Here is a 14,675-nt window from a genome sequence, read left to right as displayed (position 1 = left end):
CCCGGGCGCGCTCATCGGCCGGACTCGGCCGCGTCCAGCCCCGCCTCGATGATCGCGTTCACGATGGGGGCGAGCCGGTCCGGGCCGAGGGACGGGGCGCGCGCCGCCATGGCCTCGACGATCCGCCGCTCGCGCTCGGGGTCGCGGCCGGCGAAGCCGCCGACGGGCTTGAGCCGCTGGACGACGGCGGCGACCGCGGTGCGGTGCTCCAGCAGCGTCGCGAGGGCGGCGTCGATGCCGTCGATCGCCTCGCGGGCCTCGGCGAGCGTGGTGATGGCGCCGGCCGCCGGCAGCGGGACGCGCACCTCGCCGGACGGGGCGCAGGCCGGGCAGCCCGCGTCCGGGCCGACGGGATCGATCACCTGGTCGTTCATCTCGGGTCCCCTCTCGCGCGGTTCATCCGGGCGGGGGAGCGGGTGCCCGGGGCCGCGCCTGATCAGCGGAAAAGGCGGCTCCAGCAGAAGAGGCAGAGTCCCGCTGGGACTCTGCCTCGGCCGGCTCCGGGGTCGTCGCTAGGTCGCGGGGGCGACCGGCTCACCCGGAGCCGGCTGCGTAAACCTCAGATGGCGACGTTCCACGGGCACGATCGTATGCGGTGCCGCACGGGGGGCCAAACTCCGGACGCCCCGTCCCGGGTTTCGAGACGTCCGGAAGGGGTCTCCCGGGATTGGGCGCGTCGGGGCGCGAGTGACCAGCGATGCGGGTTAGGCTCTCAGAGCCGCGTCGTTCCGGTCGCCCGCCGGCCCGACGATCTTTCCCCCGGTACCGAAGCCGCGACCACGTGCCGATCACGCACGTGGGCGGTCGCATGCGACGAGCAGGAGGCGCAGCACGCATGGCCGACTCTTTCGTTCACCTGCACGTTCACACCGAGTACTCCATGCTCGACGGAGCCGCCCGGCTGAAGCAGATGTTCGAGGAGGTCGGCCGGCAGAGGATGCCGGCGATCGCGATGACCGACCACGGCAACATGCACGGCGCCTACGACTTCCACAGGCAGGCGACCGCGGCCGGCGTCACCCCGATCATCGGCATCGAGGCCTACATGGCGCCCGAGTCCCGGTACCACAAGAAGAAGATCCACTGGGGTGAGCCGAGCCAGAAGCGCGACGACGTCTCCGGCGGCGGCCTGATCAACCACATGACGCTGTGGGCGCGCGACAGGGCGGGCCTGCACAACCTGTTCAAGCTCTCCAGCCGCGCCTACACCGAGGGCTTCGTCTTCAAGTACGCGCGCATGGACGAGGAGCTGCTCGCCGAGCACTCCGAGGGCCTGATGGCCACCACCGGCTGCCCGTCCGGCAAGGTCCAGACCCGGCTGCGGCTCGGCCAGTTCGACGAGGCCCTGAAGGCCGCCGCGAACTTCCAGGACATCCTCGGCAAGGAGAACTACTTCCTCGAGCTGATGGACCACGGCCTCGACATCGAGCGCCGCGTCCGCGACGGCCTCATCGAGATCAGCAAGCGGCTGAACATCCCGCCGGTCGTCACCAACGACTCCCACTACACGCACGAGTCCGAGGCCACCGCCCACGACGCGCTCCTGTGCGTACAGGTGGGCAAGCAGCTCGCCGACCCCGACCGGTTCCGGTTCGACGGCAGCGGCTACTACCTCAAGACAGCCGACGAGATGCGCGCCATCGACTCCTCCGACATCTGGGCCGAGGGCTGCCGGAACACCCTGCTGATCGCCGAGCGCGTCGACCCCGCGGGGATGTTCGAGTACCGCGACCTCAGCCCCCGCTTCCCCGTCCCGGAGGGCGAGACCGAGGAGAGCTGGTTCCGCAAGGAGGTCTGGCAGGGCCTGGAGCGCCGCTTCCCGGACGGCCTCCCGGACGGCTACAAGGAGCAGGCCGAGTACGAGATGGGCGTCATCCTCGGCAAGGGGTACCCGTCCTACTTCCTCGTCGTCGCCGACTTCATCATGTGGGCCAAGGAGAACGGCATCCTGGTCGGCCCGGGGCGCGGCAGCGCCGCGGGCTCGCTGATCGCCTACGCGATGGGCATCACCGACCTCGACCCGATCCCGCACGGTCTGATCTTCGAGCGGTTCCTGAACCCCGAGCGCGCGTCCATGCCCGACATCGACATCGACTTCCCTGAAGACCGGCGGGCCGAGGTCATCAAGTACACGACCGAGAAGTGGGGCGCCGACAAGGTCTCCTTCATCGCCACGTTCGGCACCATCAAGGCGAAGGCCGCCATCAAGGACGCGGGCCGCGTCCTCGGCTTCCCGTACGCGCTCGGCGACCGGATCTCCAAGGCGTTCCCGCCCGCCGTCATGGGCAAGGACATCCCGCTGTCGGGCATCTTCGACGACAAGCACCCGCGCTACGGCGAGGCGGGCGAGCTGCGCAAGCTGTACGAGGAAGAGACCGACGTCAAGCAGATCATGGACCTGGCGCAGGGCCTGGAGGGGCTGATCCGCCAGACCGGCGTGCACGCCGCCGGGGTGATCATGTCCGGTGAGACGATCACCGACCACATCCCGATCATGCGCCGGGACGCCGACGGGGCCATCATCACGCAGTTCGACTACCCGACCTGCGAGTCGCTCGGCCTGCTGAAGATGGACTTCCTCGGCCTGCGCAACCTGACGATCATCGACGACGCGCTCCAGGGCATCCGGAAGAACAAGGGCGTCGAGGTCGACCTGCTCGCCCTCCCGCTGGACGACCAGAAGACCTACGACCTGCTCGCCCGCGGCGACACCCTCGGCGTCTTCCAGTTCGACGGCGGCCCCATGCGCTCCCTGCTCCGGCTGATGAAGCCGGACAACTTCGAGGACATCTCCGCCGTGGGCGCCCTGTACCGGCCGGGCCCGATGGGCGCGAACTCCCACACCAACTACGCGCTGCGCAAGAACGGCGCGCAGGAGATCACCCCGATCCACCCGGAGCTGGAGGAGCCCCTCAAGGAGATCCTCGACACCACCTACGGCCTGATCGTCTACCAGGAGCAGGTCATGGCGATCGCGCAGAAGGTGGCGGGCTACTCGCTCGGCAAGGCGGACCTGCTGCGCCGCGTCATGGGCAAGAAGAAGAAGGCCGAGCTGGACGCCCAGTTCGTCGGGTTCGAGCAGGGCATGGTCGACAACGGCTTCTCCAAGCAGGCCGTGAAGACGCTGTGGGACATCCTCGTCCCCTTCTCCGACTACGCCTTCAACAAGGCCCACTCCGCCGCGTACGGCCTCGTCTCCTACTGGACGGCCTACCTCAAGGCGAACTACCCGGCCGAGTACATGGCGGGCGTGCTCACCTCCGTCGGCGACGACAAGGACAAGAGCGCCCTGTACCTGTCGGAGTGCCGCCGGATGGGCCTGAAGGTGCTGCCGCCCGACGTCAACACCTCCGAGGCCGACTTCACGCCGCTCGGCGACACCGAGATCCGGTTCGGTCTGTCGGCCGTCCGCAACGTCGGCACCAACGTCGTGGACGGCATCGTCGCGGCCCGCCGCGAGAAGGGCGCCTACACCGACTTCAACGACTTCCTCAACAAGGTCCCGCCGCCGGTGTGCAACAAGCGGGTCGTGGAGTCGCTGATCAAGGCGGGCGCGTTCGACGAGCTCGGCCACCAGCGCAAGGCGCTGCTGATGGTCCACGAGCAGGCCATCGACTCGGTCATCGACATCAAGCGCAAGGAGGCCGTCGGCCAGGACTCCCTGTTCGGCGCCCTGGAGGAGGACGGCGGCGAGGACGCGTTCGCCGTCGCTATCCCCGAGGGCGAGGAGTGGGACAAGACGACCCTCCTCGCCTTCGAGCGGGAGATGCTCGGCCTGTACGTGTCCGACCACCCGCTCCTCGGCGTCGAGCACATCCTCGAGCGGGAGGCCGACTGCACGATCGCCGTCCTGAACGGCGGCGAGCGCCCCGACGGCCAGGTGGTCATCGTGGCCGGGCTGCTCTCCGGCCTCCAGCGCAAGGTCACCAAGCAGGGCAACTCCTGGGCCATGTTCCAGCTGGAGGACCTCGGCGGCTCCATCGAGGTGATGTGCTTCCCGTCGTCCTACCAGCTGTGCTCGACCCTCCTCGCCGAGGACGCCATCCTCGTCGTCAAGGGCCGCCTGGACCGCCGCGAGGACGTCGCGAAGATCATCGCGATGGAGGTCGTCCAGCCCGACCTCAGCGTCACCGACGCGACCGGCCCGCTGTCGGTCACGCTGCCGCTGGGCCGCTGCACGCCTCCCACGGTCTCCCGCCTCAAGGAGGTGCTGATCACCCACCCCGGCACCGCCGAGGTGCACCTCCACCTCCAGAACGGCCCGCGCACGACGGTGGTCCGCCTGGACGACAGACTCCGCGTGGCGCCGTCCCCGGCCCTGATGGGCGACCTGAAACAACTCCTGGGCCCCTCCTGCTTGGGCTGACCAGCTTTTTCTCCTCCTTCGGGCCCGGAGGGCCCTCCATCGTCGGGCACTGCGGCGATCGCTGGCATCGCTCCGACTCGCCTGGCGGCTCGCTGCGCGATCAGGTTCTCGCAAGCTCGAACCTGCCTTCGGACGCGATCGCGGACCCTGAGGTCACCGGTGGCTGGGGCGCAGGTCGCGGTCCCCGCGCCGCTACCGAAGGAGGGGGTCGGGACTCTGAGCAGAGTGTCAAGGGATGCCCGCGCACTCGGCGACACCCCGGCCGGCTCACCCACGCCGTCCGGTCCGAAGCCACAGACCGCGACCAACGCCCCCGGCAACCGCAACCGGCACCTCAGCCACCGGGGACCCTGGGAATCGCGATCGCGTCCGAAGGCAGTTTCGAGCGAAGCAAGAACCTGATCGCGCAGCGAGCCTTCAGGCGAGTCGAAGCGATGCCAGCGATCGCCGCATTGCTCGACGATGGAGGGCCGCCAGGCCCGAAGGAGGAGAGCACTGCAATAAGCACAGCGGTTTCTTAGGTTTCGGGCCCCCAGGCCCGAAACCTAAGAAACCGCAATAAGCTCAGCTTTCCAATCGACGAAGCGGCCTATTCCGTCGAAGTGGGCTTGGGCGGTGCCGCCGCCTGGGAGGGGCACTTCGGTGAGGACGTCGCTCTGCCGGTAGGGGACGCGGTGGTGCGACAGGAGCCCGGCGAGGGTGAGGCGCGGCTCGTGGGGGAAGAGGCTGGCGGCGTTGGCCACCAGGCGGGGGAGCGGGACGGGGTCCCACTCGGCGGGCGGCGCCTGGGGGTCGTCGACGTGCAGGTAGGCGGAGCCGCCGTCGTAGCCCGCGCCGATGTAGCCGGCGCCGCCGAGGACGCCGCCGGCGGCCATCGCGATCAGTTCGCCGCCGTGCCCGGCCGGGCCCTCGTACCAGGACAGGTCGACCTCGGGGGTGGTGAACTCGGCGATGCCGAGCCGTTCGCCGATGGCCCGGATGACCAGTGTCGGGGCGACGGCGGGGTGCGCGTCGCCGAACTGGGGGTTGGCCCAGCCCCACAGCCAGGTGCGCTCGCGGGCGGCGTAGCTGCCGAGCAGCGAGACGCGGACCGTGACGCCGCCGCTGGTGTAGGTGCGGGCGGTCAGGTCGGCGCTCCAGTCCTCGCGTGGCAGGAACTCGGCGAGCGTCTCCTGCTGCTGCAGGACGACGGCCGCCAGCGCGGCGCCGAGGCGTTCGAACGCGGGGCTGAATCCGGACATGTCGGGCACATTATCCCAGTAATCGGGGCTGCCGTGGGCGGGAATCGGACACCCTTCGAGAGTCGATCGGCTGAGCTGGGCAGGCTAGGCTTTCGATGTCGGACGACTTGCAACTAGGAGCGTACGAGGTGCGGCGACCCACCGGGAGGCTCTTGGCGATCTGGGCGGTCACCAGCGCCGTCGTCACGCTGCTGGGGCCGCTCGCCGGCCTGCTGTGGGCGGCGGTCGTTCCGAAGGTGACCTACGTGGTCGTGCAGGGTGAGCCTTTTCTGGCCGACCCGGAAGGCCAGGGCCCGATCGGCATCGACGTCCGCTTCGCGCTGATCGCGCTCGTCGCCGGGATCGCGTGCGGCGTCGGCGCCTACCTCGCGGGCGGCCGCGGCAACGATTCCGCGCTGCTCCTCGGGCTGGCCGTGGGCGGCGCCGCGGCGGCGTTCCTCGCCTGGCAGACCGGCCACCTGATCGGGCTCGGGCACTTCGAGGACGTGGTCCGGCACGGCCGCGACGGCGCCACCGTCACCGGCGTCGCCGACCTGCGCGCCAAGGGCATGCTGGTGTTCTGGGCGCTGCCGGCGGTCGCCGCCTACGGGCTGCTGGAACTGGTCGTGCGGCGGCTACCCGCGGGCGATGTCGGCGACGCGGGCGCCGGTGAGGCGGACGAGGTCGGCGGGGACGAGCTCGATCTGGAGTCCGCGCCGGCCGGCCGAGACGTAGACGGTCGCGAGCCCTGACACCGAGGCGTCGATCACGGTCGGCAGCCGCCTGCGCTGGCCGAGCGGGCTGATCCCGCCGACGACGTACCCGGTGGCGCGCTCGGCGTCGCGGGGGTCGGCCATCCGCGCCTTCTTGCCGCCGGCGGCCGCCGCGAGCGCCTTCAGGTCGAGGGTGGCCGACACCGGGACGACGCCGACCGCGAGGTTCCCGTCGACCTCGGCCAGCAGCGTCTTGAAGAGCCGGTCGTGCGGGACGCCGAGGGCGTCGGCGGCGGCCTCCCCGTAGGACTCGGCGTTCGGGTCCGCCTCGTAGGCGTGCAGTGTGAAGTCGACGCCGGCCTTCGCCGCGGCGATCGTCGCCGGGGTGCCCTTGCCGCCCTTGGCCTTGGCAGTGCTCATGGGGGCAGTCTGCCGTGGCCGCTCAGTTCGGCGTGAACGACCCGTCCAGGAACTGCCCCGCGGGGATCATCGGCAGCACGTCCAGGATGCGGTTCTCCCTGGCCAGCAGGTCGCCCTCCGCCCCCAGCCGCAGCGCCGCGTCCTCCTCCTCCAGCAGGCGCTGCTTCTCGTGCCCGTCCAGGACGAGCGACGCCGCGATCGCGTACGACAGGGCGACCGGGTCGCCGGGGGTCTCGATCTCCTCCAGCGGTCCCGCGCCGGCCGCGCCGAGGCGCCGCCGGTAGCGCCGGAACAGCCGCCGGACCCGGGCCGCGGCGGGCCCCGGGTCGGCGCCGGGCTCCTCGGGCAGGAACTCGACCTCGCCCCGCAGGTAGGGCCGGGAACGGTCCAGCTCCTTCAGCCGGAACCGCCGGGCGCCGACCGCGACGATGTCGTACCGGCCGTCCGGGTGCGGCGTCACCTCGCGCAGCTCGGCGACGCAGCCGACCTCGGCGAGGCGGTGCGCGGCGCCCTCGCGCACCTCGTGGCCGAGTTCGATGCCGACGACGCCGAAGCCGCGGGGCTCGGGCTGTTCGAGGAGGTCGCCGACCAGGCGGCGGTAGCGGTCCTCGAACAGGTGCAGGGGGAGCACCAGGCCGGGGAACAGAACGGTGCTCAGAGGGAACAGCGCGAGCCGCTCGGTCACATCTTCTCTCCCACGCTCCTGGGCGCACCGGAAACGCCCGTGTCCGCAAGGGTACGTCGCAAATGATGATCTTGGTAAGGAGTGATTTTTCACAGTGTGAAGCAGGTGTAACGTCGGCCCCATGAGGATGCTCGTCGTCGACGCCTTCACCGGCCGCGCGTTCGCCGGCAACCCCGCCGGGGTGTGCCTGCTCACCGGTGCGGCCGACGCCGAGTGGATGCGCCGCGTCGCGGCGGAGATGAGGCATTCCGAGACGGCGTTCGTCCGTCCGCTTCAGGACGGGACCGAGGACGGCGGCGCCGACTTCGAGTTGCGGTGGTTCACCCCGAAGACGGAGGTCGCCCTCTGCGGGCACGCCACCCTCGGCTCCGCCCACGCCCTCTACGAGACGGGGACGGCCGCCGCGGGCCGCCCGATCAGGTTCCGCACGCTCGAAAGCGGCGTTCTGACCGTCACCCCGGAGGGGGACGGCGCGCTGGCGATGGACTTCCCGGTGATGCGCGCCGACCCTGTCGAGGCGCCCGAGGGTCTCGCGGAGGCGCTCGGCGTCACGCCGCTGCGCATCGGGCGCAACGCCCAGAACGACCTGCTCGCCGAGGTCGCGGACGAGACCACCGTGCGGGGGCTCGCCCCGGACGTGCGGGCGCTCGCCGGGATCGACGCCCGCGGAGTGATCGTCACGGCGGCCGCCGATCCCAGCCGGGAGCACGACTTCGTGTCCCGGTTCTTCGCCCCGCGCGTCCTGCCGGGCGACGCCGAAGACCCGGTGACCGGCTCCGCCCACTGCGCCCTCGCGCCCTACTGGGCCGAGCGCCTCGGTCGCGACGCCCTGACCGGCCACCAGGCGTCGCGGCGCGGCGGGCACGTCCGCGTGACCCTGCGCGGCGACCGGGTGACCCTGGCGGGCCGGGCCGTCACCGTCCTGGACGGCGACCTGCGGGTCTGACGCCGTCCTGCTCCGCGACGGCACGGCCCCGCACGGTGACGACACGGGCGTCTCGGGACGTGAGACGGTGCGCGGGGGACGGAGGGCACTCCGTAGACTGGGCGGGTGATTTCCCGTATCGACCTGCGCGGCTCGCTTCCCGGCGACCTGCGCTCCGTGCTGCCCCGCGCCGAACTCGACGTCGAGGCCGCCCTGGACAAGGTGCGGCCCATCTGCGAGGACGTGCGCCATCGCGGCTCGGCGGCGGTACGGGAGCACACCAGCCGGCTCGACGGGGTCGAGCTGGAGCGCGTCCGGGTCCCGGTCGACACCGTGCACCGGGCGCTCGCCGACCTCGACCCGGCCGTCCGGGACGCGCTGGAGGAGAGCATCCGCCGCGCCCGTGCCGTGCACCGCGCCCAGCGCCGCACCGACGTCACCACGCAGGTCGTGCCCGGAGGCACCGTCACCGAGCGGTGGATCCCGGTCGGCCGCGTGGGCCTGTACGTGCCGGGCGGCCGCGCCGTCTACCCGTCCAGCGTGGTCATGAACGTCGTCCCCGCGCAGGAGGCGGGCGTCGGCTCCCTCGCCGTCACCTCGCCCGCGCAGAAGGACTTCGGCGGCCTGCCGCACCCCACGATCCTCGCCGCGTGCGCGCTGCTCGGCGTCGACGAGGTGTACGCGGCGGGCGGCGCGCAGGCCGTCGCGATGTTCGCCTACGGCACCGACGAGTGCCCCCGCGCCGACATGGTCACCGGGCCCGGCAACGTCTACGTCGCCGCCGCCAAGCGGCTGCTCAAGGGCGTGATCGGCATCGACGCCGAGGCGGGCCCGACCGAGATCGCGATCCTCGCCGACGGCACCGCCGACCCGGTGGAGGTCGCCGCCGACCTGATCAGCCAGGCCGAGCACGACACGCTCGCCGCCGCCGTCCTGGTCACCGACTCGGTGCGGCTCGCCGACGAGGTCGAGGCCGAGGTGAAGGCGCAGGTCGCCCGCACCCGGCACATCGAGCGGGTCACCGAGGCGCTGGCCGGGCGGCAGTCCGGCATCGTCCTGGTCGACGGCGTCGACGCCGGGCTGAAGGTCGTGGACGCCTACGCCGCCGAGCACCTGGAGATCCAGACCGCCGACGCCGCCGCGGTCGCCGCGCGCGTCCGCAACGCCGGGGCGGTCTTCGTGGGCCGGTACGCGCCGGTCTCGCTCGGCGACTACCTGGCGGGGTCCAACCACGTCCTGCCGACCGGCGGGTGCGCCTGCCACTCCTCGGGGCTGTCGGTCCAGTCGTTCCTGCGCGGCGTGCACGTCGTCGAGTACGACCGCGACGCCCTCGCCGACGCCACCGCGCGCGTCGTCGCGCTCGCCGAGGCCGAGGACCTGCCCGCCCACGGCGCCGCCCTCATGGCCCGCTTCGACTGGGAGATCCCTTCGTGACCTCGCTCAACGACCTGCCGCTACGGGACGACCTGCGCGGCCGGGAGCCCTATGGCGCGCCCCAGCTGGACGTCCCGTACGCGCTGAACACCAACGAGAACCCCTACCCGCCCTCCGAGCGGCTGGTGAAGGCCCTCGGCGAGGCCGTCATGGACGTCGCCGGGTCGCTGAACCGCTACCCCGACCGCGACGCGGTCGCGCTCCGCGAGGACCTCGCCGCGTTCCTGAACACCGACACGCCCGGCGCCGGCCTCACCACGGCCCGGGTGTGGGCCGCGAACGGCTCCAACGAGATCCTCCAGCAGATCCTGCAGGCGTTCGGCGGGCCGGGGCGCACCGCGCTCGGCTTCGAGCCGTCCTACTCCATGCACCCGATCATCACGGAGGTGTCCGGGACCCGCTGGGTGAACGCCTCCCGCGGCGAGGACTTCGGCCTCGACCCCGAGCGCGCCGTTGCGGCCGTCGAGGAGCACCGGCCCGACATCGTGTTCCTGACCTCGCCCAACAACCCGACCGGCACGGCGCTGCCCCTCGACGCGATCGAGGCCGTCCTCGCCGCCGCGCCCGGGATGGTCGTCGTCGACGAGGCCTACGCCGAGTTCCGGCGGGCGGGCACCCCGTCCGCGCTGACGCTGCTGGACGGCCACCCGCGGCTGATCGTAACCCGGACGATGTCCAAGGCGTTCGCGATGGCCGGGACCCGGCTCGGCTACCTGGCCGCCGACCCCGCCGTGGTCGAGGCGCTGCTGCTCGTCCGGCTGCCCTACCACCTGTCGGCCGTCACCCAGGCCGTCGCGCGCGCCGCCCTCGCCCACGGCGAGGAGCTGCTCGGCGGCGTCGAGGCCCTGCGCCGCGAGCGCGACGACCTCGTCGCGTGGCTGCGCGCCGAGGGGCTCCGGGTCGCCGACTCCGACGCCAACTTCGTCCTGTTCGGGACGTTCCCCGACCGCCGCCGCGTCTGGGAGGGCCTGCTCGAACAGGGCGTGCTGATCCGGGAGGTCGGCCCGCCCGAGTGGCTGCGGGTCAGCGTCGGCGCCCCCGCCGAGATGGCCGCCTTCCGCACCGCGCTCCGCCAGGCCCGCGGGGCGGGCACCGAGAACAGTGAGGAGAGTCCGTGACGCGCAAGGGACGAGTCGAGCGCGGGACCGGGGAGACCCAGGTCCTCGTCGAGATCGACCTCGACGGCACCGGGGTGGTCGACGTCGCGACCGGCGTGGGGTTCTTCGACCACATGCTGGCGCAGCTCGGCAAGCACGGGTCGTTCGACCTGACCGTCAAGACCGCCGGCGACCTGCACATCGACAGCCACCACACCATCGAGGACACCGCGATCGCGCTCGGCGCGGCGTTCCGCGAGGCGCTCGGCGACAAGGCCGGCATCCGCCGCTTCGCCGACGCCTCGATCCCGCTCGACGAGGCGCTCGCCCAGGTCACCGTGGACGTCTCCGGCCGCCCCTACCTGGTGCACGTGGAGCCGGACGGCATGGCGCCGATGATCGGCCCCGAGTACGACACCACGATGACCCGGCACGTCTTCGAGTCGTTCGTGTCGAACGCGCGGATCGCGCTGCACGTCCACGTCCCCTACGGACGCAACGCCCACCACATCGTCGAGGCGCAGTTCAAGGCCCTCGCCCGCGCGCTGCGCGACGCCGTGGCGTTCGACCCGAAGGTGCACGGCATCCCCTCCACCAAGGGGGCCCTCTAGCCGTGGAGATCGGTGGCCTGCACCTCACCTACGGCACCGTGGCGATCTTCGCGGTGGCCGTGTTCCTGCTCGCGGGCGTGTACAGCTTCGTCAAGCAGGGTCTCAAGATCGCCGCACTGCTCCTGCTGGTGCTCGCCGGGCTGGCGCTCGCCGGCGGAGTGATGTGGTCGTGAGGGTGATCGGGCAGTGAAGAAGATCGTCATCCTGGACTACGGCTCGGGGAACCTGCGCTCCGCCGAGCGCGCCGTGGCCCGCGCCGGCGCGGAGGTGACCGTCACCGCCGACCGGGACGCCGCGCTCGCCGCCGACGGCCTGGTCGTCCCGGGCGTCGGCGCGTTCGCCGCCTGCATGGCGGGCCTGCGCTCGGTGCACGGCGACCAGATCATCGGCCGCCGCCTGGCGGGCGGCCGCCCCGTCCTCGGCATCTGCGTCGGCATGCAGATCCTGTTCTCCCAGGGCATCGAGCACGGCGTCACCACCGAGGGCTGCGACGAGTGGCCCGGCACGGTCGACCGCCTGGACGCCCCGGTCGTCCCGCACATGGGCTGGAACACGGTGGACGCCCCCGAGGGCTCCGAGCTCTTCGAGGGCCTGCGCGACGAGCGCTTCTACTTCGTCCACTCCTACGCCGCCCGCAGCTGGGACCTGGTCTCCGACCCGACCGGCACCATCCCGGCGCCCCTGGTCACCTGGTCCGAGCACGGCGACCGGTTCGTGGCCGCGGTCGAGAACGGCCCCCTGTGCGCCACCCAGTTCCACCCGGAGAAGTCCGGCGACGCCGGCGCCCAGCTCCTGCGCAACTGGCTCGCCACCCTGGCCTAGCCCCCCGTCTCATCAGCATCGATAGGGTTTCCGCATGACTCTGACGCTTCTTCCCGCCGTCGACGTCGCCGACGGCCGGGCCGTCCGGCTGGTGCAGGGCGAGGCCGGCACCGAGACCTCCTACGGCGCGCCGCTGGAGGCGGCGCTCGCCTGGCAGCGGGCGGGCGCGGAGTGGATCCACCTGGTGGACCTCGACGCGGCGTTCGGGCGCGGCTCCAACCGGGAGCTGCTCGCCGAGGTGACCGGGAAGCTGGACGTGAAGGTGGAGCTGTCGGGCGGCATCCGCGACGACGCGTCGCTGGAGACGGCCCTGGCCACCGGGTGCGCCCGGGTCAACATCGGCACCGCCGCGCTGGAGGACCCCGCCTGGTGCCGCAAGATCATCGCCTCGCACGGCGACCGGATCGCGGTGGGGCTGGACGTGCGGGGCACGACGCTGGCCGCCCGCGGATGGACGCGGGAGGGCGGCGACCTGTGGGACGTCCTCGCGCGGCTGGAGGACGACGGCTGCCCCCGCTACGTCGTCACCGACGTCACCAAGGACGGGACGCTGCGCGGCCCCAACACCGACCTGCTGCGGGAGGTCTGCTCCCGGACGGACAAGCCCGTCGTCGCCTCCGGCGGCGTCTCGTCGCTGGACGACCTGCGGGCGCTCGCCGGGCTCGTCCCGGACGGCGTCGAGGGCGCGATCGTCGGCAAGGCCCTCTACGCGGGGGCGTTCACGCTGGAAGAGGCCCTGGAGGCCGTGAAGTGACCGTCGCCGTGCGGGTGATCCCGTGCCTGGACGTCGACGCCGGGCGCGTGGTCAAGGGCGTCAACTTCCAGAACCTGCGGGACGCGGGCGACCCCGTGGAGCTGGCCCGCCGCTACGACGCCGAGGGCGCCGACGAGCTGACGTTCCTCGACATCACCGCCTCCAGCGCCGACCGCTCCACGACCTACGACGTGGTGCGGCGCACCGCCGAGCAGGTGTTCATCCCGCTGACGGTCGGCGGCGGCATCCGCACCGTCGAGGACGTCGACCGGCTGCTGCGCGCGGGCGCCGACAAGGTCTCGATCAACACCGCGGCGATCGCGCGGCCTGAGTTCCTGCGGGAGGCCGCGCACCGGTTCGGGTCGCAGTGCGTCGTCCTGTCGGTGGACGCCCGGCGCGCCGCGGGGACGCCGTCCGGCTTCGAGGTCACCACGCACGGCGGCCGCGAGGGCACCGGCATCGACGCGGTCGGGTGGGCCCGCCGCGGCGCGGAGCTCGGCGTCGGGGAGATCCTGCTGAACTCGATGGACGCCGACGGCACCAAGGCCGGGTTCGACCTGGAGATGCTGCGCCTCGTCCGGGAGGCCGTCACCGTCCCGGTGATCGCCAGCGGGGGCGCGGGGGCGGCCCGGCACTTCGCCCCCGCCGTGGAGGCGGGCGCGGACGCCGTCCTCGCCGCCAGCGTCTTCCACTTCGGCGAGCTCAAGATCTCCGACGTCAAGGCCGCGCTCGGCGCCGCCGGCAACCCCGTCCGCTGAAGAGGGAACCCCCCGCATGCGCATCGCTCTGGCGACCTGTGCCCTGCTGCCCGACGGCAGCGACGACGTCCAGGACCTGGTCGGCGCCCTGGCGGCCGAGGGCGCCGCGGCCGAGCCCGTCGCCTGGGACGCCGACGTCGACTGGTCCCGGTACGACGTCGTCGTCATCCGCTCCACCTGGGACTACACCACCCGGCGGGACGAGTTCGTCGCCTGGGCGCAGAGCCTGCCCCGCGTCCTCAACCCCGCCGCGATCGTGCGGTGGAACACCGACAAGCGCTACCTGCGCGAGCTCGCCGGCGCCGGCGTCCCCGTCGTCCCGACCCTGTGGGACCCGGACGACATCCCCTCCGACTGGCCCGAGTACGTCGTCAAGCCCGCCGTCTCGATCGGCGCGGGCGACACCGCCCGCTGGGGCCCCGGCGAGGAGGGCGCGGCCCGCGCCCATCTGCGCTCGCTCCGCGAGGCCGGCCGGACGGTGATGGTCCAGCCGTACCTGTCCGCGGTCGACACGGTCGGCGAGACGGCGCTGGTCTTCCTCGACGGCGAGTTCAGCCACGCCGGACGCAAGGCGCAGATCCTCACCGCCGGGGCGGGCGTCCAGGGCCACGTCCGGGACGACCCGACGCGCGGCCGGGTCACCGCGTCCACGGCGACCGGGGCCGAGCTGGAACTGGCGAACCGCGCGCTGGCGGCCGTCCCGCACGGCGGCGACCTCCTCTACGCCCGCGTCGACATGATCCCCGGCCCGGACGGCGCCCCGCTGCTCATCGAGCTCGAACTGACCGAACCCGCCCTCTACCTCCACCACGCCCCCGGCAGCGCCGGGAACCTGGCGAAGGCGATCGTCTCCCGGGTGAGCTGAGCCGT

Annotated in this window: 15 protein-coding genes; 11 read left to right on the top strand and 4 right to left on the bottom strand. The window is 72.4% G+C overall.

The features are described from left to right. Positions 1-11: 11 nt before the first annotated feature. Positions 12-374, bottom strand: a complete 363-nt coding sequence (locus ACQEU6_RS14290) for a chorismate mutase (RefSeq protein ID WP_499332198.1) — start codon at positions 372-374, stop codon at positions 12-14. Positions 375-835: 461 nt separating this feature from the next. On the opposite strand from ACQEU6_RS14290, the gene dnaE reads away from it, so the two are divergent. Next, positions 836-4,366, top strand: coding sequence for a DNA polymerase III subunit alpha (gene dnaE / locus ACQEU6_RS14285; protein WP_499332197.1), 3,531 nt, complete (start codon positions 836-838; stop codon positions 4,364-4,366). A gap of 545 nt (positions 4,367-4,911) precedes the next feature. Here dnaE and ACQEU6_RS14280 read toward each other — a convergent pair. Beyond that, positions 4,912-5,607, bottom strand: coding sequence for a DUF6882 domain-containing protein (locus ACQEU6_RS14280; protein ID WP_499332195.1), 696 nt, complete (start codon positions 5,605-5,607; stop codon positions 4,912-4,914). 128 nt (positions 5,608-5,735) lie between these two features. Here ACQEU6_RS14280 and ACQEU6_RS14275 point away from each other — a divergent pair, with 128 nt between their 5' ends. Then, complete coding sequence (locus tag ACQEU6_RS14275) at positions 5,736-6,338, top strand: hypothetical protein (protein WP_499332194.1); 603 nt, start codon at positions 5,736-5,738, stop codon at positions 6,336-6,338. Here the strand turns inward: ACQEU6_RS14275 and ybaK are convergent. Continuing rightward, positions 6,222-6,719, bottom strand: a complete 498-nt coding sequence (gene ybaK, locus ACQEU6_RS14270; RefSeq protein ID WP_499332192.1) for a Cys-tRNA(Pro) deacylase — start codon at positions 6,717-6,719, stop codon at positions 6,222-6,224. The two genes, ACQEU6_RS14275 and ybaK, sit on opposite strands and share 117 nt — an antisense overlap. Positions 6,720-6,741: 22 nt before the next feature. Further along, positions 6,742-7,404 carry an LON peptidase substrate-binding domain-containing protein gene (locus ACQEU6_RS14265; protein WP_499332191.1) on the bottom strand — a complete coding sequence of 221 codons (663 nt, stop codon included), beginning with the start codon at positions 7,402-7,404 and terminating at the stop codon, positions 6,742-6,744. A 121-nt stretch (positions 7,405-7,525) separates the two neighbouring features. Here ACQEU6_RS14265 and ACQEU6_RS14260 point away from each other — a divergent pair, with 121 nt between their 5' ends. The 9 genes from ACQEU6_RS14260 (at position 7,526) to ACQEU6_RS14220 (ending at position 14,670) form a co-directional block, all read left to right on the top strand. Then, the gene (locus ACQEU6_RS14260) at positions 7,526-8,350 is read left to right on the top strand and encodes a PhzF family phenazine biosynthesis protein (RefSeq protein WP_499332189.1); all 825 of its coding nucleotides are present in this window, start codon (positions 7,526-7,528) and stop codon (positions 8,348-8,350) included. Between the two features lie 105 nt (positions 8,351-8,455). Then, positions 8,456-9,763, top strand: coding sequence for a histidinol dehydrogenase (gene hisD / locus ACQEU6_RS14255; RefSeq protein WP_499332187.1), 1,308 nt, complete (start codon positions 8,456-8,458; stop codon positions 9,761-9,763). Then, a complete protein-coding gene (locus tag ACQEU6_RS14250; RefSeq protein WP_499332185.1) occupies positions 9,760-10,881 on the top strand; it encodes a histidinol-phosphate transaminase in 1,122 nt (373 codons plus the stop codon). The genes hisD and ACQEU6_RS14250 overlap by 4 nt, the downstream gene beginning before the upstream one ends. Next, on the top strand, positions 10,878-11,471 hold the full coding sequence (gene hisB / locus ACQEU6_RS14245) for an imidazoleglycerol-phosphate dehydratase HisB (RefSeq protein ID WP_499332184.1): 594 nt from the start codon (positions 10,878-10,880) through the stop codon (positions 11,469-11,471). Before ACQEU6_RS14250 ends, hisB begins: the two co-directional genes overlap by 4 nt. 2 nt (positions 11,472-11,473) lie before the next feature. Beyond that, on the top strand, positions 11,474-11,644 hold the full coding sequence (locus ACQEU6_RS14240; RefSeq protein WP_499332183.1) for a CG2302 family histidine operon protein: 171 nt from the start codon (positions 11,474-11,476) through the stop codon (positions 11,642-11,644). Between the two features lie 13 nt (positions 11,645-11,657). Next, positions 11,658-12,293 (top strand): imidazole glycerol phosphate synthase subunit HisH, encoded by a 636-nt coding sequence (gene hisH, locus ACQEU6_RS14235; protein ID WP_499332181.1) that lies wholly within the window; start codon positions 11,658-11,660, stop codon positions 12,291-12,293. A gap of 34 nt (positions 12,294-12,327) precedes the next feature. Further along, positions 12,328-13,047, top strand: coding sequence for a bifunctional 1-(5-phosphoribosyl)-5-((5-phosphoribosylamino)methylideneamino)imidazole-4-carboxamide isomerase/phosphoribosylanthranilate isomerase PriA (gene priA / locus ACQEU6_RS14230; protein WP_499332179.1), 720 nt, complete (start codon positions 12,328-12,330; stop codon positions 13,045-13,047). Next, entirely contained in the window at positions 13,044-13,805 is a 762-nt protein-coding gene (hisF, locus tag ACQEU6_RS14225; protein WP_499332178.1) for an imidazole glycerol phosphate synthase subunit HisF, read from the top strand. The genes priA and hisF overlap by 4 nt, the downstream gene beginning before the upstream one ends. A gap of 16 nt (positions 13,806-13,821) precedes the next feature. Continuing rightward, the gene (locus ACQEU6_RS14220) at positions 13,822-14,670 is read left to right on the top strand and encodes an ATP-grasp domain-containing protein (protein WP_499332176.1); all 849 of its coding nucleotides are present in this window, start codon (positions 13,822-13,824) and stop codon (positions 14,668-14,670) included. The last annotated feature ends 5 nt before the right edge of the window (positions 14,671-14,675 follow it).

The organism is Spirillospora sp. CA-108201, from assembly GCF_050936235.1.
In the GTDB taxonomy this organism is placed as follows: Bacteria; Actinomycetota; Actinomycetes; order Streptosporangiales; family Streptosporangiaceae; genus Spirillospora.
This window is presented reverse-complemented; position numbering and strand designations above follow the sequence as displayed.

Excerpts from the sequence above, each read along its gene's own strand:
- ACQEU6_RS14290 (WP_499332198.1), bottom strand. The coding sequence starts at position 374 with ATGAACGACCAGGTGATCGATCCCGTCGGCCCGGACGCGGGCTGCCCG.
- dnaE (WP_499332197.1), top strand. The coding sequence starts at position 836 with ATGGCCGACTCTTTCGTTCACCTGCACGTTCACACCGAGTACTCCATG.
- ACQEU6_RS14280 (WP_499332195.1), bottom strand. The coding sequence starts at position 5,607 with ATGTCCGGATTCAGCCCCGCGTTCGAACGCCTCGGCGCCGCGCTGGCG.
- ybaK (WP_499332192.1), bottom strand. The coding sequence starts at position 6,719 with ATGAGCACTGCCAAGGCCAAGGGCGGCAAGGGCACCCCGGCGACGATC.
- ACQEU6_RS14260 (WP_499332189.1), top strand. The coding sequence starts at position 7,526 with ATGAGGATGCTCGTCGTCGACGCCTTCACCGGCCGCGCGTTCGCCGGC.
- priA (WP_499332179.1), top strand. The coding sequence starts at position 12,328 with ATGACTCTGACGCTTCTTCCCGCCGTCGACGTCGCCGACGGCCGGGCC.
- ACQEU6_RS14220 (WP_499332176.1), top strand. The coding sequence starts at position 13,822 with ATGCGCATCGCTCTGGCGACCTGTGCCCTGCTGCCCGACGGCAGCGAC.